Origin of the sequence: Mesorhizobium norvegicum, assembly GCF_004919685.1 — a bacterium.
Classification (GTDB): Bacteria; Pseudomonadota; Alphaproteobacteria; order Rhizobiales; family Rhizobiaceae; genus Mesorhizobium; species Mesorhizobium norvegicum.
This window is the reverse complement of the sequence record NZ_SMYZ01000154.1, coordinates 1-24,144: the sequence shown is the minus strand read 5'-3', so window position 1 is coordinate 24,144 and position 24,144 is coordinate 1. Positions and strand designations below refer to the sequence as shown.

The 24,144-nt window shown below is 65.3% G+C and carries 28 protein-coding genes; 18 read left to right on the top strand and 10 right to left on the bottom strand.

Annotated features, from left to right (window positions below; translation table 11 throughout):
* Positions 1-63: 63 nt before the first annotated feature.
* From FCU66_RS39870 to FCU66_RS39860, 3 genes are all read right to left on the bottom strand, one after another.
* Positions 64-1,011, bottom strand: coding sequence for a substrate-binding domain-containing protein (locus tag FCU66_RS39870; protein ID WP_136621995.1), 948 nt, complete (start codon positions 1,009-1,011; stop codon positions 64-66).
* Positions 1,012-1,303: 292 nt separating this feature from the next.
* On the bottom strand, positions 1,304-3,223 hold the full coding sequence (locus FCU66_RS39865) for a diguanylate cyclase (RefSeq protein WP_136621996.1): 1,920 nt from the start codon (positions 3,221-3,223) through the stop codon (positions 1,304-1,306).
* A 140-nt stretch (positions 3,224-3,363) separates the two neighbouring features.
* Entirely contained in the window at positions 3,364-3,744 is a 381-nt protein-coding gene (locus tag FCU66_RS39860; RefSeq protein WP_342778263.1) for a dienelactone hydrolase family protein, read from the bottom strand.
* A 309-nt stretch (positions 3,745-4,053) separates the two neighbouring features.
* Between FCU66_RS39860 and FCU66_RS39855 the strand changes: the two genes are divergently transcribed.
* A complete protein-coding gene (locus tag FCU66_RS39855) occupies positions 4,054-4,752 on the top strand; it encodes a RibD family protein (RefSeq protein ID WP_136621997.1) in 699 nt (232 codons plus the stop codon).
* A 322-nt stretch (positions 4,753-5,074) separates the two neighbouring features.
* On the opposite strand, the gene FCU66_RS39850 is transcribed toward FCU66_RS39855, so the two are convergent.
* On the bottom strand, positions 5,075-5,959 hold the full coding sequence (locus tag FCU66_RS39850) for an SDR family oxidoreductase (protein WP_136621998.1): 885 nt from the start codon (positions 5,957-5,959) through the stop codon (positions 5,075-5,077).
* 90 nt (positions 5,960-6,049) lie between these two features.
* Between FCU66_RS39850 and FCU66_RS39845 the strand changes: the two genes are divergently transcribed.
* Positions 6,050-6,883, top strand: a complete 834-nt coding sequence (locus FCU66_RS39845) for a helix-turn-helix transcriptional regulator (protein ID WP_168992174.1) — start codon at positions 6,050-6,052, stop codon at positions 6,881-6,883.
* A gap of 40 nt (positions 6,884-6,923) precedes the next feature.
* Here FCU66_RS39845 and FCU66_RS39840 read toward each other — a convergent pair whose 3' ends face one another.
* The 3 genes from FCU66_RS39840 to FCU66_RS39830 form a co-directional block, all read right to left on the bottom strand.
* The gene (locus FCU66_RS39840; RefSeq protein ID WP_136622000.1) at positions 6,924-7,370 is read right to left on the bottom strand and encodes an SRPBCC family protein; all 447 of its coding nucleotides are present in this window, start codon (positions 7,368-7,370) and stop codon (positions 6,924-6,926) included.
* A complete protein-coding gene (locus FCU66_RS39835; protein WP_136622001.1) occupies positions 7,367-8,152 on the bottom strand; it encodes an IclR family transcriptional regulator in 786 nt (261 codons plus the stop codon). Before FCU66_RS39835 ends, FCU66_RS39840 begins: the two co-directional genes overlap by 4 nt.
* Before the next feature lie 106 nt (positions 8,153-8,258).
* Positions 8,259-9,473 (bottom strand): adenosylhomocysteinase, encoded by a 1,215-nt coding sequence (locus FCU66_RS39830; RefSeq protein WP_136622002.1) that lies wholly within the window; start codon positions 9,471-9,473, stop codon positions 8,259-8,261.
* 168 nt (positions 9,474-9,641) lie between these two features.
* Here FCU66_RS39830 and FCU66_RS39825 point away from each other — a divergent pair, with 168 nt between their 5' ends.
* The 6 genes from FCU66_RS39825 (at position 9,642) to FCU66_RS39800 (ending at position 14,955) form a co-directional block, all read left to right on the top strand.
* Positions 9,642-11,021 carry a sodium:solute symporter family protein gene (locus FCU66_RS39825; RefSeq protein WP_136622003.1) on the top strand — a complete coding sequence of 460 codons (1,380 nt, stop codon included), beginning with the start codon at positions 9,642-9,644 and terminating at the stop codon, positions 11,019-11,021.
* Between the two features lie 82 nt (positions 11,022-11,103).
* Positions 11,104-11,547, top strand: a complete 444-nt coding sequence (locus FCU66_RS39820; RefSeq protein WP_168992175.1) for a cytidine deaminase — start codon at positions 11,104-11,106, stop codon at positions 11,545-11,547.
* A gap of 138 nt (positions 11,548-11,685) precedes the next feature.
* Positions 11,686-12,441: a pseudouridine synthase gene (locus FCU66_RS39815; RefSeq protein WP_136622005.1), complete on the top strand. Its 756-nt coding sequence runs from the start codon at positions 11,686-11,688 to the stop codon at positions 12,439-12,441.
* 198 nt (positions 12,442-12,639) lie between these two features.
* On the top strand, positions 12,640-13,386 hold the full coding sequence (locus tag FCU66_RS39810; protein WP_136622006.1) for an SDR family NAD(P)-dependent oxidoreductase: 747 nt from the start codon (positions 12,640-12,642) through the stop codon (positions 13,384-13,386).
* A 42-nt stretch (positions 13,387-13,428) separates the two neighbouring features.
* The gene (locus tag FCU66_RS39805; RefSeq protein WP_136622007.1) at positions 13,429-14,475 is read left to right on the top strand and encodes an RNA polymerase subunit sigma-70; all 1,047 of its coding nucleotides are present in this window, start codon (positions 13,429-13,431) and stop codon (positions 14,473-14,475) included.
* 78 nt (positions 14,476-14,553) lie between these two features.
* Entirely contained in the window at positions 14,554-14,955 is a 402-nt protein-coding gene (locus FCU66_RS39800; RefSeq protein WP_136622008.1) for a VOC family protein, read from the top strand.
* 31 nt (positions 14,956-14,986) lie between these two features.
* Here FCU66_RS39800 and FCU66_RS39795 read toward each other — a convergent pair whose 3' ends face one another.
* On the bottom strand, positions 14,987-15,568 hold the full coding sequence (locus FCU66_RS39795; protein ID WP_136622009.1) for a histidine phosphatase family protein: 582 nt from the start codon (positions 15,566-15,568) through the stop codon (positions 14,987-14,989).
* 205 nt (positions 15,569-15,773) lie between these two features.
* Here FCU66_RS39795 and FCU66_RS39790 point away from each other — a divergent pair, with 205 nt between their 5' ends.
* From FCU66_RS39790 to FCU66_RS39780, 3 genes are all read left to right on the top strand, one after another.
* Positions 15,774-16,223 carry a universal stress protein gene (locus tag FCU66_RS39790; protein ID WP_136622010.1) on the top strand — a complete coding sequence of 150 codons (450 nt, stop codon included), beginning with the start codon at positions 15,774-15,776 and terminating at the stop codon, positions 16,221-16,223.
* 106 nt (positions 16,224-16,329) lie between these two features.
* The gene (locus FCU66_RS39785; RefSeq protein ID WP_136622011.1) at positions 16,330-16,605 is read left to right on the top strand and encodes a type II toxin-antitoxin system TacA family antitoxin; all 276 of its coding nucleotides are present in this window, start codon (positions 16,330-16,332) and stop codon (positions 16,603-16,605) included.
* Positions 16,602-17,120, top strand: a complete 519-nt coding sequence (locus FCU66_RS39780) for a GNAT family N-acetyltransferase (RefSeq protein WP_136622012.1) — start codon at positions 16,602-16,604, stop codon at positions 17,118-17,120. The genes FCU66_RS39785 and FCU66_RS39780 overlap by 4 nt, the downstream gene beginning before the upstream one ends.
* A gap of 14 nt (positions 17,121-17,134) precedes the next feature.
* On the opposite strand, the gene FCU66_RS39775 is transcribed toward FCU66_RS39780, so the two are convergent.
* Both FCU66_RS39775 and FCU66_RS39770 read right to left on the bottom strand, forming a co-directional pair.
* Positions 17,135-17,884 carry a sulfite exporter TauE/SafE family protein gene (locus tag FCU66_RS39775; protein ID WP_136622013.1) on the bottom strand — a complete coding sequence of 250 codons (750 nt, stop codon included), beginning with the start codon at positions 17,882-17,884 and terminating at the stop codon, positions 17,135-17,137.
* 21 nt (positions 17,885-17,905) lie between these two features.
* Complete coding sequence (locus tag FCU66_RS39770; RefSeq protein WP_136622014.1) at positions 17,906-18,112, bottom strand: hypothetical protein; 207 nt, start codon at positions 18,110-18,112, stop codon at positions 17,906-17,908.
* Positions 18,113-18,250: 138 nt separating this feature from the next.
* Here FCU66_RS39770 and FCU66_RS39765 point away from each other — a divergent pair, with 138 nt between their 5' ends.
* The 7 genes from FCU66_RS39765 (at position 18,251) to FCU66_RS39735 (ending at position 24,060) form a co-directional block, all read left to right on the top strand.
* Entirely contained in the window at positions 18,251-19,126 is an 876-nt protein-coding gene (locus FCU66_RS39765) for a LysR substrate-binding domain-containing protein (RefSeq protein WP_136622015.1), read from the top strand.
* A 154-nt stretch (positions 19,127-19,280) separates the two neighbouring features.
* On the top strand, positions 19,281-19,781 hold the full coding sequence (locus tag FCU66_RS39760) for an Lrp/AsnC family transcriptional regulator (RefSeq protein ID WP_027035297.1): 501 nt from the start codon (positions 19,281-19,283) through the stop codon (positions 19,779-19,781).
* Positions 19,778-20,941, top strand: coding sequence for a saccharopine dehydrogenase family protein (locus FCU66_RS39755; RefSeq protein ID WP_136622016.1), 1,164 nt, complete (start codon positions 19,778-19,780; stop codon positions 20,939-20,941). The genes FCU66_RS39760 and FCU66_RS39755 overlap by 4 nt, the downstream gene beginning before the upstream one ends.
* 104 nt (positions 20,942-21,045) lie before the next feature.
* Positions 21,046-21,834: an ABC transporter substrate-binding protein gene (locus tag FCU66_RS39750; protein ID WP_136622017.1), complete on the top strand. Its 789-nt coding sequence runs from the start codon at positions 21,046-21,048 to the stop codon at positions 21,832-21,834.
* A 98-nt stretch (positions 21,835-21,932) separates the two neighbouring features.
* On the top strand, positions 21,933-22,604 hold the full coding sequence (locus FCU66_RS39745) for an amino acid ABC transporter permease (protein ID WP_136622018.1): 672 nt from the start codon (positions 21,933-21,935) through the stop codon (positions 22,602-22,604).
* Positions 22,601-23,275: an amino acid ABC transporter permease gene (locus FCU66_RS39740; protein WP_136622019.1), complete on the top strand. Its 675-nt coding sequence runs from the start codon at positions 22,601-22,603 to the stop codon at positions 23,273-23,275. The genes FCU66_RS39745 and FCU66_RS39740 overlap by 4 nt, the downstream gene beginning before the upstream one ends.
* Positions 23,276-23,301: 26 nt before the next feature.
* Positions 23,302-24,060 carry an amino acid ABC transporter ATP-binding protein gene (locus tag FCU66_RS39735; protein ID WP_136622020.1) on the top strand — a complete coding sequence of 253 codons (759 nt, stop codon included), beginning with the start codon at positions 23,302-23,304 and terminating at the stop codon, positions 24,058-24,060.
* The last annotated feature ends 84 nt before the right edge of the window (positions 24,061-24,144 follow it).

Below are 24,144 nucleotides of genomic sequence, written 5' to 3'. Positions count from 1 at the left end.
CCGGCAGGACAGAGGGGGGGGCTGTCCCGCCGGCCTCGCCATTCGGCCGATCTCCGCCAAGTTCTACTTCGTCTCGCCAATCCGCTCCGCCTTGTCGAGATTGTCCTTGCCGATCACGATCGGCGTCAGCAGCACCAGCTTCTCCTTCGGCTCGGTCTTGTCCTTGGCGAAGGCCACCGCAATGCGAACCGCCGTGCGCGACTGCTCGCCCGGGAACTGCTCGACGGTGCCGGCAAGCTTGCCGTCGCGCACCGCGACCAGCGCTTCCGGCAGCGCGTCGAAGCCGTAGATCTTGACGTCGGTGAAGTTGCGCGCAGCACAAGCCTCCATGGCGCCCAGCGCCATGTCGTCATTGGCGCAGACGATGGCGTCCGGCTTGCCGTTGGCGGCAAGGCCGGCCTCGGTCACCGACAGTGCCTCGGCGCGGGCGAAGTTGGCGGTCTGCTCGAAGACGATCTGGTACTTGTCCTTCAGGGGATCGAGCACATTGTGGACGCCCTTGTTGCGGTCGATCGCGGGCCCAGCACCCGGCTGGCCCTGCAGGTGGAAGATCTTGGCACCATTCGGGAACGCCGCCACCATGGCGTTGGCCTCCGCCTCGCCGCCCTTGACGTTGTCGGCGCCGACATGGGCCAAAATGCCCTCGACGCCGTCGACGCGGCGGTCGATCGTCACCACCGGAACACCGGCCTTGACCGCTTCCTCGATGGCCGGCGCCAGCGCGTTGACGTCGAGCGGCGAGATGACGATGGCATTGACCTTCTGCACCAGGGCCGCCTCGATGTCGGCGGTCTGCTTGGTGGCCGAGTTCTGGCCGTCGCTCTCGGTCAAATTGACGCCTTGCGCGGCGGCCTCGGCCTTGATCTCGTTCAGCATGTGCACAAAGAACGGAAAGCCGAGATTGGGCACCGAGCCCAGGATGGTGAGCTTGTCTTCGGCAAACACCGAGGGTGCGGCCAGCATCATGGCGCCAAAGGCCGCGGACGACAGCAGGAATTCGCGTCTGTTCATGGGATCCTCCTCCACAAGAACGCACGACCCCGAAAACCGGGATCGGTTTCAGGAAGGATCATGCGTCGGTTCAAAGTGTTGGAGCATCCTCCCTGCGCCCGAAAACGCATGCCGCTCCAGCTGGCCGCCGCTGTAAAGAGCCTCCCACCGACGCCTGCACGGGGATGCTAACCCAGGGTCAACCATTTGTGCAACATCGATATAACAGCGGTGCCAGGCAAATTATCGGAATTGTCGGATTTTTGGATTGCGGGCATGGGCGCCACCACCGGAGGCCGGCCCCGCCCCCTGCTTACGGCCGGCGTCGTGCGCCTGTCGCGTGCGGCTCGCTGACATGCGGGCGCCAGCCGTGGACCCGGTCCCGCCCGGCAGCCTTGGCGCCATAGAGTGCCTCGTCGGCGCGCCTCAGCAGATCGGCAATCTCGATCTGGGCACTGCCGGGACCGGACGTCCCGACGCCAATGCTGACCGTGACGATGCCCTTCTCGCTGCCGGCATGCGCGAGCCCGAGCTCGCGAACCTTGCCCCTGAGGTTTTCGGCGATCACGAATGCGCCGCGCGCGTCGGTATCGGGCAGGATGAGCGCGAACTCCTCGCCGCCGTAGCGGGCCGCCGCGTCGCCAGGCCGACGGGCTGCCGCCTCGATGCAGCGGCTGACGGCACGCAGGCATTCGTCGCCGGCCGGATGACCGTAATGATCGTTGAACCGCTTGAACCAGTCGACGTCGATAATGAGCAGGCTGAGCGATGTCATGCTTCGCTTGGCGCGGGCGAATTCGAGCACCAGCGCTTCATCGAAGGCCCGCCGTGTCAACAGTTCGGTCAGGCCGTCGCGATGCGCCAGAAGGTTCAGCTTCTCGTTGGCCGCCAGCAGTTCGGCCTCGATATGCTTGGCCTCGGTGATGTCGGAATAAACGCTGAGGCTGCCGCCATTGCTGGTCGGCCTCGTCCTGACGTCAAGCCAGCGCCGGTCGGAAAGCCTGATCTCCTGGCGGTTGCTGGGAAGCTCCCGCGACGCCACAATGCCGCCGATCCAATCCTCGATCCTGTCCGGCGGCACAATCTGTTCGCCGCGCACGGCCGAGATGCGCAAGATATCGCGGTAGTCGGCACCGGGTATCCGGATGTCGGCCGTCTGGGGAAACATGGCAATGTACTGGGCGTTGCTGAGCACCAGTTTGCCGTCCCGGTCGAACATCACCAGGCCGTCGGCCATATGCGTCAGGGCGTCCGCCAGCCGGATACGGCTTTCAGCCAGTTCGTCCTCCAGTTGCTTGCGCGTGGTGATATCGCGATTGTGCGTGATCAGCCCGACGATGGTTCCGCTCTGATCCCGGAACGGCGCTTTCAATGTCGACAGCCAGCCGTCGGGCCCGTCTTCGTGATGAAGGCGCTGCTCGATGGTGGAGGGCACGCCGGCCGCGAGAATGGCGGACTCATCCTCGTGGAATTTCCGGGCTGTTTCCTGCGGAAAGAAATCGAAATCGGTCTTGCCGATCAGCGCCTTGGCATCCACGGCCCGCATCAACCTTGCGGTGGCCGGATTTGCGGCGATGAACCGGCCCTCCAGATCCTTGACATTGAGGCAATCGGGCAGAGCCTCGACGACCGCCTTGTAGATGCGCCGCGATTGCAGTGCCTCAATGCGGCGCCGTTCCTGGTAGAGCGCAAGTCCCGACAGCATGATCGAAAGAAAGATCAGCAGCGACGTCGGCAGCGCTACTTGCGGCAGCACCGCCTGCATGATCTCCCGTGGCAGGGCGAGCAGGCTGAGCAGCGAGCCGGCGGCGGCCGTTGCGGCCAGGATCAGGATGTCGACGCGGCCGGGCGCGCGCCCTCTCAGGGCGAGATGGCCGGCAATACCGATCAAGGTAGCGATCGAGATGCCCATGGCGCCGGCGAAAACGCCGATGCCACCTTCATGGAAGCGGAAAGCAACCGCAAGCAGCCCGGCGATGACGCAGGCGACCGGGCCGCCGAAGAAGCCCGCCAATGCGATCATCGTGCCACGCAGATCGACGAAGACGCCGGGCTGCAACTGCATCGGCGTCAGCATCAGGGTGACGGCGCCGGCGCCCATCAGCAGGCCGAAAGCCGTTGCCCGCGTCAAAGCCGCCTTGCGGTCCAGCCACACATGGGTGTGGATCCAGACGGAAACGAACATCGCCACAACGGCGAGATTGGCCAGCAACTCGGACCAGGGTGAACCCATGCTTCACGCGTCCATTGGTGCGTCGGCCATAGGCGACGCGGCCCTTGTGGATACGCCTCGCAAGAAAACAAAGGGTTACGGCGCGGGTTTGCATTGTTCCCATTGCAAGGTGCGACCGGACCGGAAACCTCGCGGAAGTCTCAATCCAGGAACGCCAGAACACGGTCCCAAAGCAGCGCCGCGGCTGTGTCGTTGTAGTCGGGCAGAGCCGGATCCGAGAAATAATGTCCCGCGTTTGGATAGCGGAAGATCCGCACACCCGTTCGCGCGGCCTCGGCGGCGTGCTGCCAGGCGCGGACATCCGGCTCGGGGAAGAACGGATCGGTGTCGGCGACATGCAATTGAACCGGCAGGCCCGGCCGGATGTTCGCAGGCACAGTTGCCAGCCCATGCAGCAGCAGCACCTTGGCCGCCAGCGGCCGCGAGGCCCAGACTGATGCGACCACACCTGCACCCATCGAAATCCCCGCCAGCACCGTATCGCCAGGCATCGAGGCCAGGGCATCGCGCGCCTTTGGCAAATGATCTCCCAGCCGATCCGCGCCTTGATCGCGAAGCCTTCCTCGAGATCGTCCGTCGCCACACCCGCATAGAGGTCCGGCAGCGTAACGGCGTGACCGGCGGCGCCCAGCTTTCGCGCAAGATGCCGCTCGTTCTCGCGCAGCCCCAGAACCGAATGAAACAGGATTATGGTCGCGGACATCCGGTCATGATACCTGCCGGCGCATGCCGTCTCAACGGCCTGGGTACGTCATGAGGCGTGCGGCTTCCATTCTCCCGGCGTGGCACTACTTTGGACCGAACCCAAAGCACTCGACTGGAGAACCTGCATGAAGCCGCAAATCATCTGCCATATGCTGGCATCCCTTGACGGCAGCCTCCACCCCAGCCGCTACACCAAGAGCCCGGATGGCACCCGGGCCGAGTGGTCCAGCCTCTATGAGCACATCCACAACGACCTCGCGGGTGACGGCTGGATCGTCGGGCGTGTCACCATGGCCGAGATGAGCAAGGCCGGCGCGCATCCGCCGGCCAATGCCGGCAAGGTCGACCGGCCCCATCATTTCGCACAAATGGATGCGGGCAGTTATGCCGTGGCGCTCGATGCCTCGGGCAAGCTTCACTTTTCCAAACCCGACATCGGCGGCGATCATGTCGTGGTGCTGCTTGGGCGCGACGTTGCCGACAGTCATCTGGCCGAACTCGCCGCCGACGGCGTGTCCTATATCGTCGCGGAAACGGCGGACATCGATCTCGCCGCAATGGTCGAGGTTCTCGGACGTGAACTCGGCATCCGCCGGCTGCTGCTCGAGGGCGGCGCCGGCATCAACGGCTCCTTCTTCGCAGCCGGCCTTGTCGATGAGTTGAGCCTTCTCGTTGCACCCGCGATCGATGGACGCGCCGCGAACCAGGCCTTCGTCGAGTTCGGTGAGAGCGGCCTGGCGGGCAAGATGCAGTTGTCCCTGAAAAGCTGCGAGGCCTTGGCGCATGGGCTCGTCCATCTACGCTACGCCGTGATCCCTGCATGACCCCGAAAAGTCGTCATCCTGGGGCGGAGCAAGGAGCGCAGCGACGCGGCGCAGACCCCAGGATCCATGCCGGGACTCCCCAGCGCCGCCACGGTTCAGAATTCTGCTCCGCTGCGCCTTTCGACTAAGATCACGGCATGGATCCCAGGGTCTCCGCGACGGAGCTTCGCTCCTGCTTCGCCCTAGGATGACGAAGTTTAGAGGCTTCGGCCAATTCCGCATGTTGCTCCACCGAGACGAACGATGAAATCCTGGCCGATGACAGGCCAACCCATCAAGTCCCCTATGCAGCGCTGCTGGCTGACGCCGCTTTGTCAGCGCATCAATATCGCATGGCGTCGAGATCGGCGATCAGCGTCGGGCCGGTCGGGTGCCAGCCCAGCCGTGCCTGTGTCAGCGCGCTGGAGGCTGGCAGATCCATCGGCGCGAACATCGCCATCCAGCCGAAATGCTCCGCCGCCTTTTCCGGCGCGATGGAAACGACCGGCAATTTCAGACCCCGGCCAAGCGCCTCGGCGATTGCACGCACGTCGACACCTTCCTCGCCGACCGCGTGATAGCGCGCGCCCGGCTGCCGCTTTTCCACGGCGAGCCGGTAAAGCCGCGCCGCGTCGAGGAGATGGCCTGCGGAGAAGCGATTGCGGCCTTCGCCGACATAGGCCGAGACGCCTTTTTCACGCGCGATCTCGATGAGCGGCGAGATGAGGCCCTGCTTGACCGGGTTGTGGACCTGCGGCAGGCGCACCACCGACACATTGATGCCGGCCTCCAGCAAGGCATTTCCGGCCAGTTCCGACGCGATGCGGGGATTGGGATGGCTGCTGTTGAAGACGTCCTCGATCGCCAACTGGCCATGTCCGGGGCTGCCCATGCCGACGCCGGAGGTGATCACCAGCGGCCGGTTGGAGCCGGCAAGGGCGGCGCCGAGTGCCGCGATGACGCGCTTGTCCTTTTCGCAATTTTCGACAAACCGCGAAAAGTCGTGGTCGAACGCCGTGTGGATCACAGCTTCCGCCTTGGCCGCGCCGGCGCGGAAGGTCTCGGGATCTTCGAGGGTCCCCCGGTGCACCTCGGCACCCGCGGCAGCCAGCGCCTCGGCACCAGCGTCGGAGCGGGTCACGCCGACCACCTGGTGGCCCGCCTTGATGAGTTCGGGAACCAGCGCCGAACCGATGAAACCGGTCGCGCCGGTGAGAAAGATACGCATGCAAAATCTCCTGCACAGTTGCCTGCGTAATATTGCCGGTCTATTATTCTATTAAAGTAGTGACCTTATCATGGTATAATGGCTAACAGGATGCCCTCCAATTCCGCCGGCTCACTGGCAGCGTTCCTGAAAGACCGGCGCACGCGGCTCGATCCGGCGTCCTTCGGCTTCTCGGGGCGCCGACGCACGCCGGGACTGCGCCGCGAAGAGGTCGCCCAGCGCGCCAACATAAGCCCGACCTGGTACACATGGCTGGAACAGGGCCGCGGCGGCGCGCCCTCGGCCGATGTGCTGAACCGCATCGCCAAGGGGCTGCTGCTGACCGAGGCGGAACGCGAACATCTTTTCATGCTCGGGCTGGGGCGCCCGCCCGAGGTCCGCTACAGGGGCGTCGAGGGCGTCAGCCCGCGGCTGCAGCGCCTCATCGACACGCTCGATGCCAGCCCCGCTTTGATCAAGACCGCCACCTGGGATGTCGTTGCCTGGAACCGCGCCGCGCGGGTCGTGCTGACCGACTACAGCGCCCTGCCCGAGGGCGAGCGCAACATCCTGCGCTTCATGTTCGTCAGTCCCCATATCCGCGCCAAGCAGCACGACTGGGAAAACCTGGCTCGTTTCGTGGTGGGCGCATTCCGCGCCGATGCGGCCCGCGCCGGCGCGGTGTCCGAGGTCGCCCAGCTCGTCGACGAGCTTTGCAGCGTCAGCCCCGAGTTTGCCGCCTTGTGGCGGGAAAACGACGTGCTCAGCCACGGCGACGGGACAAAGCGCCTGAGGCACCCGGAACTCGGCGATATCGAGCTGGAATATTCGGGCTTCGCGGTCGACGGCCGGCCGGATTTGAGCCTGACCGTCTACAACCCGGTCGACAGCGCGGTCGCCGACCGCATCCGCGCGCTGGCCCTCGCCCGACACCCCAAAGAGTAAGGGCAGGACGACACATCCCTGCGATGACCCCCGCCCGCCCTCAAGCGCGCTCGCAGACCGCCTTCAGAATCTGCAAGGTCGGACCCCAGTAGAGATTGGCATGCGGACGGATCGCCGGTTCGGCGAAGTCGCTGAGCGTCAGCGTCAGCAACGTCCCCCCATCCGCCGGCGCCAGATCGAAGCCGACCACCGTGTGGTTTTCGGGCAAATCCGCCAGACGCGAGGCCGACAGCGTGCTCCAATAACCGTAGGCGAACGCCCTCTCGGGTTCGAAGGCCCGGATGGTGCCGTGGTTCTCGAACGGCATTCCGTGCAGCAGTCCGTGTATCACGATCGCCCCGCCGACCTGCCCCTGCAGGCTGACAGTCAACTCCTCGTCGGACATCCATTGCGGGATCATTTCTGGCGTCGTCAGTATCCGCCAGACCTTGGCCGGCTCGGCACCGATGACGACGGTCTTGGTGATCGGCGCGGACGAAGCGGTCACGAGGCCTCGCTTTGGCCTGATGGCTCGGGCGCCAGCACCAGCCGGATCTCCTGCGCCGCATGCGCGGCGTGGCGGCGCACGGTGGCGAGGTCGAGCGTGCTGTAGGTGGTCGCCACATAAGGCACGGTGAGCGCGGCGACGGAGTGGCCGAACGGCCCGATGACCGGAAAGGCAAGATCGATGACGCCCGGCTGCAGCCCGTCCGCCACCTCTTCGTGGCCGGCGGCGCGGACGCGGCCAAGCGCACGCTCCACCTCGACCTTTTCATGAACAACACCAGAGACTTGCAGCCATTGGCTGACTCTATCCTGCGGCTGGAACGCCATCAGCGTGCGGCCCGTGGCGGTGGCAAACAGCGGGAACTCGGCGCCGACGCGGACGCGGAAGCCGAAGGCCGCCGGGCTTTCCACTTGCGCCAGGATCAGCACCCTTCCGGCATTGTGGACGCCGAGATTGCAGGACTGCTGGATGGCGTCGGACAGCCGCCGCATCGACGGCAGCGCTGCCTGGACGAGGCCGCGCAGCGGCTCATGCCGGTGCGCCAGTTCGAACAGGCGGGTCGACAGGAAATAGAGCCCGGCCGGGCGATCGCGGAAGATATAGCCGCGCCGTTCCAGCGCCTGCAGCACGCGGTAGATCTGGTGGATCGAGCGGCCGACTGCCTCGGCAATCTGGCCCTGGTTCAGCCCGTCCTTCTGCTCGGCCAGGAGCTCGATGACATCGAACGCCTTTTCCAGGGCCGGTACCGAATAGTCCGGCGCTTCCGCGGTCTTGCCAGCCATGCCCCACAACCCTTCCCGGACCAAAGCAATTCCAGGAAAAGTGTGAAACGGTTTTCCGGCAGGAATTGCGTCAAAACAGAGAGATAGAATCAGGAGCTTACTATAGTTACAAGGCAGCCCCCATCGTAGCCATCATCAGCCTGGCGATGCGCCGGTTGATGTCGTCGGGGACCGGCTGCGCGCCTGGCGCCAGTCTTTCGCCGCCAACGCCCTCGCCCTTCACCACCCGCTCCAGCGACAGCGCCTGCAGCATGAAGCCGATATCCATAGATTCGATCGAATTGCCCTTCGGCTCGCTGCCGGCAAGGTTGAACATGCGCCCGTCGGCGACCAGGATGACATGCCGGCCATTGGCAAGATCGAGACGCTGCAAGGTGCCGTCGAGATCGGTGCTGCCGGTCGTCATGGCACGCAGGCCCTCAGTGTCGATCTCCCACGGAAAATGCCCTGAGTTGGCAAGCACCGCGCCATCTTGCATGGCGCCAATCGCGCTGGCCGGCAGCACGCCGGCGCGTCCCGTGGCAGTGATGAACACCTGCGCCCACGGTGCCAGATCCGCCAGCGGCGCCACCCGGTAGCCGTCGAGGACAGCCTCCAGCGCCTTGATCTCGTCGACTTCGACGACCGCCACGCGGCCGCCCAGCGCCCGCAGGTACTGCGCGATGCCGCGCCCGCACCAGCCATAGCCGATAACGCAGAAGCGCCGGCCGGGGATCATCAGATTGGTGATGCGCATGAAGCTTTCGACAACCGATTGGCCGACCGCGTGCTTGTTCTCGCCGATCGCCTTCAGCGGGCTGTCGTTGATGACGATCGATGGAAACGGCACCTTGCGGGCCAGCTCGCCGCGCAGCCGGTCGCCGCCGGATGTCGTCTCCTCGGTGCCGCCGAGAATGGAGGCCGCCCGGCCGCGTTCGGTGATGCCGGCGGCAAGGTCGGCGCCATTGTCGAGCAGCATGTCGGGCTTGGCATCCAGCACCCGCGCCAGATTGGCGTGATGGTCGGCCAGCGTGTCGGCACGGCTGCCGAACACGCCGATGCCCTGGCTTTGCAGGAAGGCGACGACATCGTCCTGCGTCGAGCCATGATTGCCGGTGCCGACGATCTCGGCGCCGCCTTCGGCGAGCACCTCGAGCAGCACCGCCGTCTTCGGCTCGACATGCAGCGACATACCGATGCGCCGGCCGGCGAAGGGTTGGGTGTCGCGGAACTCCGTGCGCAGCGCGGCCAGCATCGCCATGCGCGAACGGATCCAGGCGATGCGGGCGCGGCCGCGCTCGACCAGTTCCGGGTTTGCCGGATTTGCCTGGGCTTGGGTCATTCGAAGTCTCCGATCATGGTCCAGATTCAGCACTTGCAAAAAAGTTTTTTGCATGTGACAAATCTTGCAGAGGGTCGTCAAGCCCCCACCGAAAAGGGGGCAACGGACAGAACGGCGCCGCGCCAAAGCGTGGCGCGCCATTTGGCTTTGCACCTGAAGGGGTAGAAAATGGGAAATCTGGATATCGCGGTTGTCGCCGTCTATCTGGTGGCGGTCACCGCCATCGGGCTGTTCTTCGCCCGCTCGATCAAGACCGAGGAAGACTACATCGTCGCCGGCCGGCGCATGGGGCCGCTGTGGCTGACCATTTCGGCCTTCGCCTCGTGGACCGGGCTTGCAGGCCTGTTCGGCACGCCTGAAATGGTGGTCCGCTACGGCATCTCGGGCACATGGTGGTGGTTCACCTTCCCGATCGGGCTTTTGCTAATGGGCATCTTCCTGGCCAAGATCGTGCGCCAGCGCATGCATGTGACAACGCCCGACATCGTCGCGCAGGACTATCCGGGTTCGGTGCGGGTCGCCGCCTCGCTGGTCACCAGCTGGAATTACCTCGCCTGGGCGGCCGCGCAGGTGTTCGGCATCTCGATGGTGTTCACGCTGTTTTCGGGGATGGACCCGACCACCGGCGCCATCGTCGCCTTCCTCGTCGTCATCGTCTACACCATGCTGGGTGGCTTCCTCGCGGTGGTTGCGACCGACGTGCTGCAGGCGGTCATCTTCCTCGTCGTCATCGGCGTGGTGGCGCCGCTGTTCGTCATCTTCGGACCCGGCGTCTCGCATGTCTATGAGGCGACTAGGGACATTCCCGGCTTCTACAATCTGTTCGCCAACGTGCCGCCCGCGACGCTGTTCGTGTGGTTCCTGCTGTTGCCCGCCGGCTTCATCGACACGATCGGCTTCCAGCGTGTCTTTTCCGCCAACTCGCCGGAGACGGCGCGCAAGGGCCTGATCAACGGCTTCTTCATCATGGCCGTGTTCGGCGTCATCCTCACCTTCCTCGGCGTCGCCGCCAAGGCGCTGGTGCCGGCCGGCACCAACCCGGTCAACGCCATGCCGGACCTGATGGTGCAGCTCTTGCCGCATGGCATCATCGGCGTGCTGGTAGCCGCCTTCCTGGCGGTGGCGATGTCGACGGCCAGCACGACATTGCTGATCACCGCCACCACCTTGCAGCGCGACGTGATCTCGCGGCTGCGCCCCGACGCCAGCGACAGGGAAAGGCTGTGGACCAGCCGCATCCTGCTGCTCGTGCTCGGCCTGGTCGCGCTGGTGGTGGCTCTCAGCGTGCCCGGCATCGTCACCATCCTGATGCTCGGCTTCTCGGTCTATGTGCCGGGCCTGCTGCTGCCTGTGCTATCGGCCACGTTCGGCTGGCGCATTCCATCCTGGTCGATGTTGGCGACCATCGTGCTCGGCGCCGGCTCAACCGCCATCCTCGTGCTGATGGGCGAACCCGGCGGCGTTCCAGCCTCGCTGGTCGGCTTCTTCCTCTCGGTCGTCCCGTTCGCCGCCGGGCTCCTTACCCGGTCGGAGCGGCAGGCCGCCTGAACCAGGAAAGATCGCAAGAAAGCAAAGAGATAGCGCCCCATCCCGAATCAGCGCGGGATGGGGCATGGATGTGGAGGGACCGATGAAGAACACCAGCTTCGACAAGCTTTCGAGTGCCGACCAGGCGCTTGTCACAGCCGCCGCGCAAGCGCGCGACAAGGCCTACACGCCCTACTCCAACCACAAGGTCGGCTCGGCCGTACGCACCGCATCAGGCCGGCTGTTCGCCGCCTGCAATGTCGAGATCGTCACCCTGCAGCAATCGGTGCATGCCGAGCGCAACGCGGTGATGCAGATGGCGGCGGCAGGCGAGCGGCAGATCGAGGCCATCGTCTGCCACGGCCCTTATTCGGGCGTGCCGTGCGCCGAATGCCGGCAGGTGATCTGGGAATTCTGCTGCGATGATCCCGACGTGAAGATCATCGGCTCGACGCTCGATGGCGAGATCGAACTGATGACCATCGGCGAGATCTATCCGAGCCCCTACGGGCCGGGCACCAAGGGCATCGACCCGCGCAAGTTCTGAAACCGCCGATCGGCTTCCAATGCACGGCGGACCTGGATCAAGCTTGGCCTCGGGTTGCCCGGCCCTCGCCGCATCCAGCTTGCGAAGCCGTCACCGCCCGTGGCATCTGTCTGACACAACGGAGCGATCCGCAGCAGCATGGCAGCACGACCACCCGTCGGAAAACCGCCTAACGGCAAGCCATTGGGCGTCAGCCTGAACCGGGCGCTGTCGAAGCTTGGCCTGTGCTCGCGCACGCAGGCCGAGCTGCTGATCGCGGAAGGCCGCGTGCGCGTCGGCGGCCAGGTGGTGCGCAATGCAGCGCTGCGCGTCGACCTCAACCGCGACCGTATCGTCGTCGACGACAGGCCGGTGGTTGCCGAGCGCAAGGTCTATCTCATGCTCAACAAGCCGCGCGGGCTGGTCACCACCCGCGACGACCCGCAACAGCGCGACACCGTCTATGCCTGCCTGGAAGGGCTCGACCTGCCCTTCGTCTCGCCGGTCGGCCGCCTCGACAAGGCCAGCGAAGGCCTACTCCTGATGACCAACGACACCCGTTTTGCGAACCGGCTGATGGACCCGGCCTCGCATTTGCCCAAGACCTATCACGTGCAGATCGGCACGGTGCCGGATGAGACGATGCTGGACAAGTTCCGCGCCGGCGTGACCGTCGACGGCGAGACCCTGACCGCCAGCTCGATCGAACTCTTGCGCAGCGGCGGCCGCACCGCCTGGCTGGAGATCGTGCTCGACGAAGGCCGCAACCGCCACATCCGCCGACTGCTCGCCGCGCACGGCATCGAAGTCAAGCGCCTCATCCGCATCGCCATCGGCCACCTGCCGCTCGGCGACCTCGCCAAGGGCACCGCGCGGCATCTGACGCCGGAGGAACTCGCGCTGCTGAGCGGGTAAGCGAACGGGCTCAAGGTAGCGTTCTGCGGCGCCCCCCTCTGTCCTGNNAGGACAGAGGGGGGCGCCACGGAACTCGGCGGTGGGTTCTTAAGAGCGCCGCAGAAAAAACTTTCGCACCGCACCGATGATTTCCACCCACCCGCGCTGTCCTCATCATTAGGTGCCGGAATCCTCCGGGCCGGAAAAGCGAGGTGATCCATGGGATCGTTGCAAGGTCAGAATGTCGTTGTTGTCGGAGGTAGCCGGGGTGTCGGCCGCTCAATCGTGGAAGCCGCCTTCAGCGAGGGAGCGACGGTGCTCGCCGTTGCCCGCGGCGCGGCCGATCTGAAACAGCTCTCCTGGGAGCACCCCAGGGTGAGGACGCTTGCCGCCGACGCCACGCAGGACACGGCACCCGACGCGGTGTTCGCCGCCTTGCAGCCGGACGTGCTGGTGATCTGCGCCGGGGCGCTTGCCCCGTCCGCGCCTATCCCGGACCAGAGCTGGCAGGACTTCTCCGCAAACTGGGACATGGACGTCAAGGCATCCTTCCTGTTCTGCAAGGCGGCACTCCAGGGCCGGCTGAAGCCGGGCAGCCGGGTGGTGCTGATCTCCAGTGGCGCGGCACTCAGCGGCGGGCCGCCGAATTCCGGCGGCTATTCCGGCGCCAAGCGCATGCAGATATTTCTTGCTGCCCACTGCCAGAAGGAAGCGGACCGGCTGGGCCTCGGCCTGCGCTTCATGGCGCTGGTGCCGATGCGCATCATGGCGGGCACCGGCGTCGGCCAGGGCGGCATCGATGGCATCTCGGCCTATCTCGGTATCAGCCCGGCGGATTTCATCGCCAGCATGACCGATGTGCAGACGCCGGCCGATGTCGGGCGCGCGGTGGTCACGCTCGCCGGCGGCAAGCTGTCAGGCGTCTCCTTCGCGGTCAGCGGCAGCGGCCTTGCGGCGGCGGCATGAGGCGCGCAGGATGCCGGCCGAAATCAGCACCGCAGGCTCGCCATGACAGATGCTCCCGGCCCGCTTGAGCCCAAAGGCCGGACAAGCCAGCCGATCCTCGATCGGCTGGCCTTCGAGCGCCTGACGGCGGCCCACCGCCGCGAACTCAAGCTGCACTGCTACCGGATGATGGGTTCGCTGCACGAGGCCGACGACCTCGTCCAGGAGACGTTTCTCAGGGCATGGCGCGGCCGCTCGCAATTCGTCGGGCGCGGCTCGCCGCGCGGCTGGCTCTACACGATCGCCACCAACAGCTGCCTCAACGCCATCAAGGCTAGGTCATCGGCGCATCGCGTTCTCGAGTCGCCCGGACGGCCGCCGACCGAGGGGCGCGCCGCTGGCGGGCCCGCCGCCGAACTCGCCTGGCTGGAGCCCTATCCGGACGCCGAACTGCCGGATCTTGTCGACGGCGAGCCCGGCCCGGACGCGCGCTACGAGACCGGCGAAGCCGTGCAGCTCGCCTTCGTCGCCGCGATCCAGCTTCTGCCGCCCAGGCAGCGCGCCGCCCTTTTGCTGTGCGACGTGCTGGGCTGGTCGGCACTCGAGACGGCGCACTTGCTGGGCGGCACGAGCGCCTCGATCAACAGCGCCCTGCAGCGCGCCCGCGCAACGCTGAGCGAGCGCTATCCCCAAGGACGCCCCCTGCAGCGCGAGCGGCCCAACCGCGAAGAGAGCCTGCTGCTCGAACGCTACATGCAGGCCTGGCAAGCCGCCAATCTCGACGGCTTCATCGAGCTGCTGCGCGAGGACGCCACCTACCACATGCCGCCATGGCTGGACTGGTATCAGGGACGCGAGGCGATCCGGGCTTTCTTCGAGACTGTCTGGGGCAATTTCGCCGGCTACCTTGCCGTCGCGACGAGAGCCAATGGCCAGCCCGCCGTTGCGGTCTATGCGCGGCGCCATCAGGATCCTGCGTGGCGCGCGCAATCCTTGCATGTCATCGAACCGGCCGATGGCCGGATCGCCTCGCTAACGGTCTATGTCGGCCCGCTCGGGACCGATCTGTTCCCTGCCTTCGGCCTGCCGCCCGTCTGGCCCGCCTCCTGACAGGAAGCTGTCAGGAGGCTTGGCCTATAAGGCGATCATGGAGCCCGGCAGCGGCTTCGGCAATCAGGGAACAATACGATGAATTTCGTCTCCGTCCGCATCATCACGTCAGACGTCCAGCGCCTCGTGCAATTCTACGGTGAGATCACCGGCATGCCCGTGACGGTGTACACGGAAGACTTCGCCGAACTGGCGACACCGGCCTGCACGCTGGCGATCGGCAGCACGCGCACCTTGATGCTGTTCGGCGGCGACATCGCCCGCCCCGCCGACAACCACACGGCCATCATCGAGTTCCGCGTCGGCGACGTCGATGCGGAATTCGCCAGGCTCTCGGACCTCCTCAGGGATGTTACGGTGCAGAAGCCGACCACCATGCCCTGGGGCAATCGCTCGCTGCTGTTCCGCGACCCGGATGGCAATCTGGTGAATTTCTTCACGCCGGTGACCGCCGAGGCGATCAGGAAATTCGACAGATAGAGTGGAAGCGGCGCTGCTGGCCGAAGCCGCCCTATTTCTGGTTCCATTTCCGAATGACCGGCTCGCTCAGGTCATGCTCGTAGCCGAGCACGCTGATGCTGGCCGTATCCAGCACGAACAGCGCGCCGCCTTCGGGCGGCAGGCCGATCCAGCGCGCCGCCAGCACGCGCAGAAAATGTGCGCTGGAAAACACCAGGATCGAGCCGCCAGCTTCACGAAGCTGTCTGACGATCGCATCCGCCCGCGCGCCGACATCGGCCGCCATCTCGCCCTTCGGGCAACCATCGCGGAACACATTCCAGCCGGGCCGCTCGGCTAGGATCTGTTTTGTCGTCAGCCCCTCATAGGCGCCGTAGTCCCATTCCTGCAGATCGTCCTTCTTGACGCTCTGCGCGCCGAAGCCGGCCAGCACGCTGGTGTTGTAGGCGCGCTGCGACGGGCTCGACCACACGGCCGAAAACGACAGGCCCTTGAGCCGCTCGGCGACACCCCGCGCGGCGGCCTCGCCGGCCGGCGTCAACGGCATGTCGGTGCGGCCGGTGTGCTGCCCCGAAAGGCTCCACACCGTCTCGCCATGCCGGACCAGATGGATTTGGGGATACGCGCTGCTCATGGGATGCCTTTCGCTGTCGCTGGCACCTTAAGCGACGATGCGGCAAAGGGGAATCCGCTTGGTACAAAACTGCGTGGTCGGCTGGCCTTGATCCGCGCCGAGTTGGCCCTGTGATCGGCCCGATGCCGCAACTATATCAAGCTTAGCCTCCACAAGGCTCCCCGCCCTCAAGGGCATTGGCCCTTGCACAACAGGTCACGTCATCATGTACAAACATTTGCTCATTGCCACGGACGGATCGGAACTGGCCGACAAGGGCGTTGCCCACGGCCTGACGCTGGCCAAGGGCCTCGGCGCCTCGGTTACTTTCATCACCGTCTCCGAACAATTCCCGATCTTCGCCTGGGGCGGCGCCATGGCCGGCTATGCCGCCGGCGATGAACTCGCCGCCTATCAGGAAGAAGCGCGCAAATACGCTAAGGAGGTTCTCGACAAGAGCAAGGCATCGGCGGACGCCGCCGGCGTCTCCGCGGAGGTCGTGCATGTCGAGGACAAGCGGCCCGCCGAAGCCATCCTGGAGCTGTCGCAGGCCCTGGGCTGCGACCTGATCGTCATGGCCTCGCATGGCCGCCGCGGACTGGGCAAGCTGCTTCTCGGCAGCCAGACGGCGGAAGTGCTGTCCTACACCGCTATCCCCGTGCTGGTGGTGCGGTAATGGATTGACCCGGCGCGCTCGTCATATGCCCGTAAGGTCAATGCGAGGGGATTCATGTTGTACGGATTCAATCCGTACTGTATAATTAAGGGCAAAGGAGATACCTATGCCCCGCAACGTCAGTGACAACGGTCGAATTGATTTCCGGATTCCACCCGAAGCGAAAGCCGTGATCGCACGTGCGGCGGCCTTGTCGAATGTCGGCCTGACCGAGTTCGTTACGCGCTCCGCACTGCGTGACGCCCAGGCTGCGATCGAACGAGCCGAACATCTTGCGCTGTCGGAACGGGACAGCCTGCGCATCCTCGACCTGCTTGAAAACCCGCCCTCCCCGACCAACCGTCTTATCCGCGCCGCCAAGGCCGGTCAGACCCTCGCGTGAACTCCGTCACGTGGCAGGAAGTGCCGATCGGTAAACAGCATAACCGTGCCGCCTTCGACTGTGGCGACGCGGACCTCAACACCTATTTGCAACGCTTCGCGCGTCAAAGCCATGAAAGCGGTGGCGCGAAAACTTTCGTCGCCGTGCCGGCGCAAGATCCTTCGCACATTCTCGGGTTCTATTCTCTCAGCCCGGCCTCGATCGACTTTGCCCGGACCCCGGCAATCGCCAGACGCGGCCTTGGCCGGTATGACGTGCCGGTCTACCGTCTAGGTCGGCTCGCAGTGGATCGTACGATACAAGGCCGCGGCCTCGGCGGCGGTTTGCTGCTCGCCGCCGGAAGGCGCTGCATGGCAGTCGCGGAGGAAGTCGGCGGCGTTGCCTTGCTTATCGATGCCAAAGGTGACCAAGCCGCACACTGGTATGAGGGTTACGGTGCGGTCCGTCTCGATGACGCGCCGTTATCCTTGGTCCTGCCTTTCGCGGCGATCGCCAAGGCGATAGCTGCGATCTGAACGCCTGCCGCAAGCTATAGAATACCGTCTGCCGAGAGATACACCCCCAGCGCCAGCAGCCCGGCGAAGAACACCGTCCGGAAGGTCTCGACGCTCATCTTCTGGCGCAGCGCTTGGCCGGCGAACATGCCGGTCAGCGCCGGCGCCAACGCCAGGATCGACCCCGCCAGTTGCGCCGTCGGCGATGCCAGGGCGCCGGTCCTGAACAGCCCGATGGCCAGCGCTGCCGTCGACACGGTGAAGGACAGGCCGAGCGCCTGGATCAGGTCTTCCTTGCCGAGCCGCAGCGATTGCAGATAGGGCACCGCCGGGATGACGAAGACGCCGGTGGCGCCGGTGACCAGCCCGGTCGCCACGCCGACCAGCGGTGACATCAGGGCCTCGTGGCGCGCCGGCGTGGTGAAGCCGGCCCTGGCGAGACCGAGGACAGCATAGAGCACCAGCGCCACTCCCAGCCCCGCCGAGGCCGCGCCCGTATGCACGCCGGTCAGCAGGCCGGCGCCGGCGATGGTGCCGAGCATCACACCAGCCATCATCGTCCACAGCCGTTTGCACAGGGCGCCGAAGGACGGCCCGGTCAGCAATTGCCAGAGATTGGTGACCAGCGACGGGATCAACAGCAAAGCGGCGGCCTGCGCCGGCGGCGTCGTCACCGCCAAAAGCCCCATCGCCACGGGCGGCAGCCCCATGCCGACGACGCCCTTGACGAAACCGGCGGCGAGGAAGACGGCGCCGATCCAGGCGATGACGCCGGCGCTTAGCATGGTGGCACCGTAGCGGCCGGATCAGTCATGCAGCAGCATGTCGGCTGCGTCGGCTTCGGGTGTGGGTTTCGCTGCCGCGCCAGCCTCGCGAACGACGGAAGCGACCGTCGCCGCGCACCCCCGCAGGCCAGGCTCCGCCCGCACCATGGCAAGGCAAGCCACGGCAATGGCCAACACGATCGCTGTGCTTTCGAGGATGCCGAGCCGGCCTGATGTTCGTTCGCTCATCACAAATCTCCACGCAAAACTATTTGACGAACATCCCGGCCGATCACAATGTGGAAGTTGCGCTGCCAGCCTTCGGCCAGAACGAAGGCTGGAGAGCCGACCGCCTCCCCAGGCGCCGAATGTTCACAGGAGCAAAGAATGCGCTTCGATCTGGTCGATCTCCGCCTGTTCCTGCTGGTGGCCGAACGCGGCAGCATCACCCATGGCGCCGAGCTTGCCGGGCTGGCCCTGGCCTCGGCCAGCGCCCGCATCAAGGGCATGGAGGAGCGGCTCGGCGCGCCGCTGCTGGAGCGCCGCCGCCGTGGCGTGGTGCCGACGGCCGCCGGACAGGCGCTGCTGCATCATGCAAGGGCGGTGCAGAACCAGATCGAGGCGATGGCCGGCGATCTCGCCGCCTATGCCGCCGGCCTGCGCTCTCGCGTGCGGCTGATGGCCAACACCGCCGCCACAGTCGAGCTGCTCCGCGACATCCTGCCCACCTTCCTTGTCGCGCACCCCCGGATCGACATCGACCTCGACGAGCGGCCCAGCCATGAGATCGCGGAAGCCGTGGCCAGCGGTGCGGCCGATCTCGGCATCGCCGCGACATGGGCCGGCCTGTCGCATCTCGAGCAGAAACCGTTCTTCATCGACCGGCTGGTCGTGATCGCCCCGCGCAACTGGCCGGGCCTCGAAGGCCTGCGCACCGTCAACCTCACCGAAATTCTCGGCGAATCCTTCGTCGGCCTCAGCACCGGCCATGCGCTGCAGGAGCACATCACCCGTCAGGCAGCCCGTCTCGGCGGCCATCTGCATGTCCGCATCCGGGTGCCTGGCCTCGACAATGTCTGCCGGCTGGTCGCCCAAGGCGCGGGCATCGCCATCGTGCCGGAAAGTGCCGCCCGCCGCTCAGCGCGGACGCTGCGCACACTGCGGCTGACCGACGACTGGGCGACGCGCCAGCTCAACCTCTGCGCCCGCCGCTTCGACGAGCTGACGCCGCAGGCAAAACTGCTGGCGGCGGCGCTGGTCTGAAGCCGGGCGAGCAACCGCAAGGCTGAGCCGGCCAGCCCCGGCATCCCCATGAGCGCTGAATCATGGCCTTGCTTTTCAAATATTCGTGACGTAGCTTGTTTGCATATTGGCAAAAAAATTGCCGAAGTTTTTTCCTTTTATGAAAGACTGGCCTTTGCGGGAACATCTCGATCTGACCGATCGGCGGCTGGTCAAACAGCTGTCGCAGGATGCACAGCCGGGCATCAACCGCATCGCCGAGATATTGGCGATTTCGGTGCCGACGGTGCGCACGCGCCTGCGCAACCTGCTCGACCGCAACCTGCTCAAGATCGTCGGCCTGCTGAACCTGACCGAGCGCCCCGAGCTGATCTCGGCCATTGTCGGCATCAATGCCCAGGGGCGCGGCCGGGCCCGCGAGCTGGCGCAGCGGATTTCCGAACTGCCCTTCGTCAATTCCGCTTCGGTGGTCACCGGCCGTTTCGACATCATCGTCGACGTGACGGTGGCCGGTGACGTCGCCGATCTCTACCGCGTCACCAGCGAGCTGATCCCCGGCGCCGGCGAGCCGGGCGAAGTCGTGCGCAGCGAGACCTTCGTCGTCATGGCGTCCTGCAACAAATGGGTCAGCCTGCCGGAAGGCTGCTGGTCGGACGACCGCAAGGAGCCGGCATGAAGATCGCGGTTCTTGGCGGCCTCGGCCTGCAAGGCCGGGCGGCAATCGCCGACCTGGTCGCCAGCGACGGCGTCGAGCAAGTGGTTTGCGTCGACACCGCAGCGGATGGCCCGGCTCGGCTTGCCGGCCTGACCGACCTTGCCCGCGTGCGCTTCGTCGTACCCGAGGGCGCGATCGGCCCGGCGCTGGCCACTGTGCTTGATCATGTCGACGCCGTCATCGACCTGTTGCCGCAGCCGCTGATGCGCGAGGCGGTGCAGGCCGCGATCGCCACGCGCACGCCACTGGTCACCACCAACTACGCCAAGTCGATCGCCGACCTGGCGCCGGCCGCTAAACAGGCCGGCGTCTCGATCATGACCGAATGCGGGCTCGATCCCGGCATCGACCTCGTGCTCTACGCGCGCGCCGCCAGGCAGTTCTCTTCGATTTCTTCGATCGATTCCTATTGCGGCGGCATCCCCGAGCCGAAGGCGATGGCAAAGCCGCTTTGCTACAAGGTGAGCTGGAATTTCGACATGGTCCTGGTCAGCCAGAACCGCGACAGCGTGATGATCGAGGACGGAAAACGCGTCGCGGTGCCGGCCGGCCAGCAGCACGACAACCCTTTCATCCATGAGATCGAGGTCGCGGGCCTCGGCAAACTGGAAGCCTTCCCAAATGGCGATGCACTGCACTATGTCGAGATGCTGGACGCCGCCAGGGGGCTGCGCCGCTCCGGCCGCTACACGCTGCGCTGGCCGGGATGGTCGGCCTTCTGGGCGCCGCTGAAGGAGCTCGGCTTCCTCTCCGAAGACAAGGTGCCTGGCACCGGCAACAGCCCGCGCGAATTCCTCGGCCGGCTGCTCGGCCCGCAATTGCAGTATGGCCCCGGCGAAAAGGACCTGTGCGTGATGCGCAATGTCTTTTCCGGCCTCGAAGGCGGCCGCGCCAAGACGGTGACGTCGGACCTGATCATCGAGCGCGACCTGGTTTCGGGCCTGTTCGGCATGAGCCTCGGCGTCGGCTATCCCGCCAGCATCGTGGCGCAGATGCTGGCGCGCGGCGAGATCACCAAACCCGGCCTGCTCAACCCGTTGCTCGATGTGCCCGATATCAGCTTCTTCGACGAACTGGCCAGGCGCGGCATCACGATCGCCGAGACGGTGGCCTGGGACTGAGGATTTTCGAACGGTGGCTGCCGCCGGCAACGGCGCTGCCGCTCAAAAAGCACCCCCAGGGGTGAAAAACAACGTGGAACAATAAAACAAGGAGGAATACCGAAATGAAGATTGCCAGACTTTTCATCGCCGGACTTGCGCTCGCCGGGCTCACCACTGCGGCCAGTGCCGGAACGCTGGACGACATCACCAAGCGCGGCGAACTGCGCGTCGCCGTGCAGACCCAAGGCCCCCCCTTCTCGCTGGTCGGCGCCAATGGCGAACGCACCGGCAGCTCGGTTGAACTGGCCGAGCTGATGGCCAAGGAAATGGGCGTCAAGATCACCTTCCTCGACTTCGACTGGGATGGCCTGATCCCGGCGCTGCTGTCGGGCAAGGCCGATCTTCTGGTCGCCGACATGACGCCGACGCTGGCGCGCGGCATGAAGGTCGCCTTCACCACGCCTTACATGTACACGGGCAGCACCGTCTTCACCAAGGCCGACAGCAAGTTCAAGACCACCGAGGACTGCAAGGCCAAGGGCACCAAGATCGCCGTGCTGCTCGGCGCCACCGGCGAAAAGGAGGCCAAGACCGCCTTCCCCGATGCCGACATCAAGAGCTACAAGGGCGGCGGTCCGCTGCTGCTTGACGCCGTCAACAATGGCCAGGCCGATTGCGGCGTCAACGACGTCTCGGCGGTCAAGGGCCAGTCGACAGCCTATCCGGCCGGCAGCTTCACCATCATGCCGGACCTCCTGTCGAAGGAGCCGCTTGCCTTCGCCACGCGCTATGACGAGCCGGACTTGCTGGTCTGGATGAATCTGTTCCTCAACCAGGTCAGCATCGACGGCCGCCTGCAGAAGAACCTCGACTACTGGGTCAATTCCGACGCCTGGAAGAAGGATCACTAAGCAGCACTTCGTTCGGACGGAACCGCGCCAGACTGGCGCGGTTCCGTCCAACACCCTGCAGTCACGGATAGACTTCGCTCTGGGGAATACACCCAACGATGCTCGAAAATTTCAGTTTCCGCACGATCGTCGAATACCTGCCTCTGTTCGGGCAAGGCCTGATCACGACCGTCTGGCTGTCGGCGCTGTCCTTTGTCGGCGCGCTCGTCGTCGGCATCGTGCTGTGCGCCATGAACCTGCAACGCGGCTGGCTGTTTCGCGTGCCGGCCAAGGCCTATATCGATGCCGTGCGCGCCACACCTTTGCTGGCGCAGCTCTATTTCCTCTATTTCGGCCTGCCCCGGCTCGGCTTCGTGCTGCCGGAGCTGGTCGTCGGCATCCTGGCATTGTCGCTGAACAGCGGCGCCTATATCGCCGAAATCATCCGCGCCGGCATCCTGTCGATCCCGCGCGGCCAGGTCGAAGCCAGCGTCGCCTCGGGCATGACCTATGTCCATCGCATGCGGCTGGTCGTCCTGCCGCAAGCCTTCAAGGTGACGATCCCGCCGCTGCTCGGCCAGGCGATCGTGCTGGTCAAGGATTCCGCCCTTCTGTCGCTGATCTCGGTTTCCGAACTGACCCGCGCCGGCCAGTTGCTCGCCTCCGACCGCTTCATGCCGGCGGAAGGTTTCCTCACCATCGCCGCCTTCTATCTGCTGCTCTATTACGGCCTGAAGGGACTGGCTGGCGTCTCCAGCCGCTGGCTCGGCACGGCGGGGGCACGGACATGATCTGGCAACAGCTGCAAAGCCTCGCCGGCTCCTGTCCGCTGGCCCTGCGCGGCCTCGGCATGACCGTGGTGCTGTCGCTGATCAGCCTGGTGCTCGGCACCCTGCTCGGCTTCGGCCTCGGCATCCTGCGCACCGGCGGCAACCAGCTGATATCAGGTGTCATCGACGCCTGGGTCGACCTGATCCGCGGCACGCCGTTCCTGGTGCAGATCTTCCTGATCTTCTTCATCCTACCGGAATTCGGCATCGAACTCGACGCCTTCACCGCCGGCATCATCGCATTGACCAATCTGGCCGCCTGCTTCATCTGCGAGATCGTCGCCGCCGGCATCCGCTCGGTGCCGACAGGCCAGGTCGAGGCAGCACTGGCGTCCGGCCTGTCGCGCTGGCAGCGCATGCGCCAGGTGGTGCTGCCGCAGGCGATGCGCATCGTGCTGCCGCCGCTGGTCGGGCAATATGTGCTGCTGATCAAGGATTCTTCCGTCGTTTCGGCCATCGGGCTGACCGACCTCACCCGCGTCGGCTGGCTGGTGGTGCAGCGTGTGCCCAACGGCCTCTTGGTCTTCTTCCTTGTCGGCGTCGGCTATTTCATCGTCTGCTATCCCCTGATCATGCTGGCCCGCCGGCTCGAACGCCGCATGGGTGCAGCGCATGGCGAGGTGCAGTTGTGACATCGAACCCCAAAGGTCCGGCAGCTATGACCAAACCAAACCTGACCAAAACCGGCATGATCGACTTTCGCGGCGTCAACAAATGGTTCGGCTCGCTCAACGTGCTGAAGGACATCACGCTCAGCGTCGAGCCGCGCGAAGTGGTCGTCGTCTGCGGCCCGAGCGGTTCGGGCAAGAGCACGCTGATCCGCTGCGTCAACGGCCTGGAGGCGATTAAGGACGGCGATCTCGTCGTCGACGGCCAGCGCCTCGGCAACCCCGCCACCAACATGACGCAACTGCGCACCGAGATCGGCTTCGTCTTCCAGTCGTTCAACCTCTATCCGCACAAGACCGCACTCGAGAACGTCACGCTCGCCCCCATCCATGTCCGTAAGATCCCTCGCGCTGAAGCCGAAAAGGCCGGCCGCGAATTGCTGGCCAAGGTTGGCCTCGCCGACAAGGTCAATGCCTATCCCGCGCAGCTCTCCGGCGGCCAGCAGCAGCGCGTGGCGATCGCGCGTTGCCTCGGCATGCGGCCCAAGATCATGCTGTTCGACGAGCCGACCTCGGCACTCGACCCCGAGATGATTTCCGAAGTGCTCGACGTCATGGTGGCGGTCGCCGAGGAAGGCATGACCATGATGGTGGTGACGCATGAGATGGGCTTTGCCCGCAAGGTCGCCCAGCGCGTGGTGTTCATGGATGCAGGCGCCATCGTCGAAAGCGGTACGCCGGAAGAATTCTTCTCGCATCCGAAGACCGACCGCAGCCGGGCTTTTCTGAGCAAAATTCTTAGGCACTAAGGGCGCGGTATAGAAGCCGTCAGCGGGGCAATGGCTTGAGACAAATGAAGGGGCACAACTCGTCTGGAGACGACCAATCGTCAA

What these genes read in the sequence shown, in the direction of transcription:
- FCU66_RS39775 (WP_136622013.1), bottom strand. Translation starts at nt 17,884, where the DNA reads ATGCTAAGCGCCGGCGTCATCGCCTGGATCGGCGCCGTCTTCCTCGCC.
- FCU66_RS39790 (WP_136622010.1), top strand. Translation starts at nt 15,774, where the DNA reads ATGTACAAACATTTGCTCATTGCCACGGACGGATCGGAACTGGCCGAC.
- FCU66_RS39870 (WP_136621995.1), bottom strand. Translation starts at nt 1,011, where the DNA reads ATGAACAGACGCGAATTCCTGCTGTCGTCCGCGGCCTTTGGCGCCATG.
- FCU66_RS39865 (WP_136621996.1), bottom strand. Translation starts at nt 3,223, where the DNA reads ATGGGTTCACCCTGGTCCGAGTTGCTGGCCAATCTCGCCGTTGTGGCG.
- FCU66_RS39745 (WP_136622018.1), top strand. Translation starts at nt 21,933, where the DNA reads ATGCTCGAAAATTTCAGTTTCCGCACGATCGTCGAATACCTGCCTCTG.
- FCU66_RS39845 (WP_168992174.1), top strand. Translation starts at nt 6,050, where the DNA reads ATGCCCTCCAATTCCGCCGGCTCACTGGCAGCGTTCCTGAAAGACCGG.
- FCU66_RS39770 (WP_136622014.1), bottom strand. Translation starts at nt 18,112, where the DNA reads ATGAGCGAACGAACATCAGGCCGGCTCGGCATCCTCGAAAGCACAGCG.
- FCU66_RS39815 (WP_136622005.1), top strand. Translation starts at nt 11,686, where the DNA reads ATGGCAGCACGACCACCCGTCGGAAAACCGCCTAACGGCAAGCCATTG.
- FCU66_RS39805 (WP_136622007.1), top strand. Translation starts at nt 13,429, where the DNA reads ATGACAGATGCTCCCGGCCCGCTTGAGCCCAAAGGCCGGACAAGCCAG.
- FCU66_RS39830 (WP_136622002.1), bottom strand. Translation starts at nt 9,473, where the DNA reads ATGACCCAAGCCCAGGCAAATCCGGCAAACCCGGAACTGGTCGAGCGC.
- FCU66_RS39820 (WP_168992175.1), top strand. Translation starts at nt 11,104, where the DNA reads ATGAAGAACACCAGCTTCGACAAGCTTTCGAGTGCCGACCAGGCGCTT.
- FCU66_RS39765 (WP_136622015.1), top strand. Translation starts at nt 18,251, where the DNA reads ATGCGCTTCGATCTGGTCGATCTCCGCCTGTTCCTGCTGGTGGCCGAA.
- FCU66_RS39785 (WP_136622011.1), top strand. Translation starts at nt 16,330, where the DNA reads ATGCCCCGCAACGTCAGTGACAACGGTCGAATTGATTTCCGGATTCCA.
- FCU66_RS39740 (WP_136622019.1), top strand. Translation starts at nt 22,601, where the DNA reads ATGATCTGGCAACAGCTGCAAAGCCTCGCCGGCTCCTGTCCGCTGGCC.
- FCU66_RS39800 (WP_136622008.1), top strand. Translation starts at nt 14,554, where the DNA reads ATGAATTTCGTCTCCGTCCGCATCATCACGTCAGACGTCCAGCGCCTC.
- FCU66_RS39855 (WP_136621997.1), top strand. Translation starts at nt 4,054, where the DNA reads ATGAAGCCGCAAATCATCTGCCATATGCTGGCATCCCTTGACGGCAGC.
- FCU66_RS39735 (WP_136622020.1), top strand. Translation starts at nt 23,302, where the DNA reads ATGACCAAACCAAACCTGACCAAAACCGGCATGATCGACTTTCGCGGC.
- FCU66_RS39755 (WP_136622016.1), top strand. Translation starts at nt 19,778, where the DNA reads ATGAAGATCGCGGTTCTTGGCGGCCTCGGCCTGCAAGGCCGGGCGGCA.
- FCU66_RS39825 (WP_136622003.1), top strand. Translation starts at nt 9,642, where the DNA reads ATGGGAAATCTGGATATCGCGGTTGTCGCCGTCTATCTGGTGGCGGTC.
- FCU66_RS39835 (WP_136622001.1), bottom strand. Translation starts at nt 8,152, where the DNA reads ATGGCTGGCAAGACCGCGGAAGCGCCGGACTATTCGGTACCGGCCCTG.
- FCU66_RS39795 (WP_136622009.1), bottom strand. Translation starts at nt 15,568, where the DNA reads ATGAGCAGCGCGTATCCCCAAATCCATCTGGTCCGGCATGGCGAGACG.
- FCU66_RS39810 (WP_136622006.1), top strand. Translation starts at nt 12,640, where the DNA reads ATGGGATCGTTGCAAGGTCAGAATGTCGTTGTTGTCGGAGGTAGCCGG.
- FCU66_RS39750 (WP_136622017.1), top strand. Translation starts at nt 21,046, where the DNA reads ATGAAGATTGCCAGACTTTTCATCGCCGGACTTGCGCTCGCCGGGCTC.
- FCU66_RS39850 (WP_136621998.1), bottom strand. Translation starts at nt 5,959, where the DNA reads ATGCGTATCTTTCTCACCGGCGCGACCGGTTTCATCGGTTCGGCGCTG.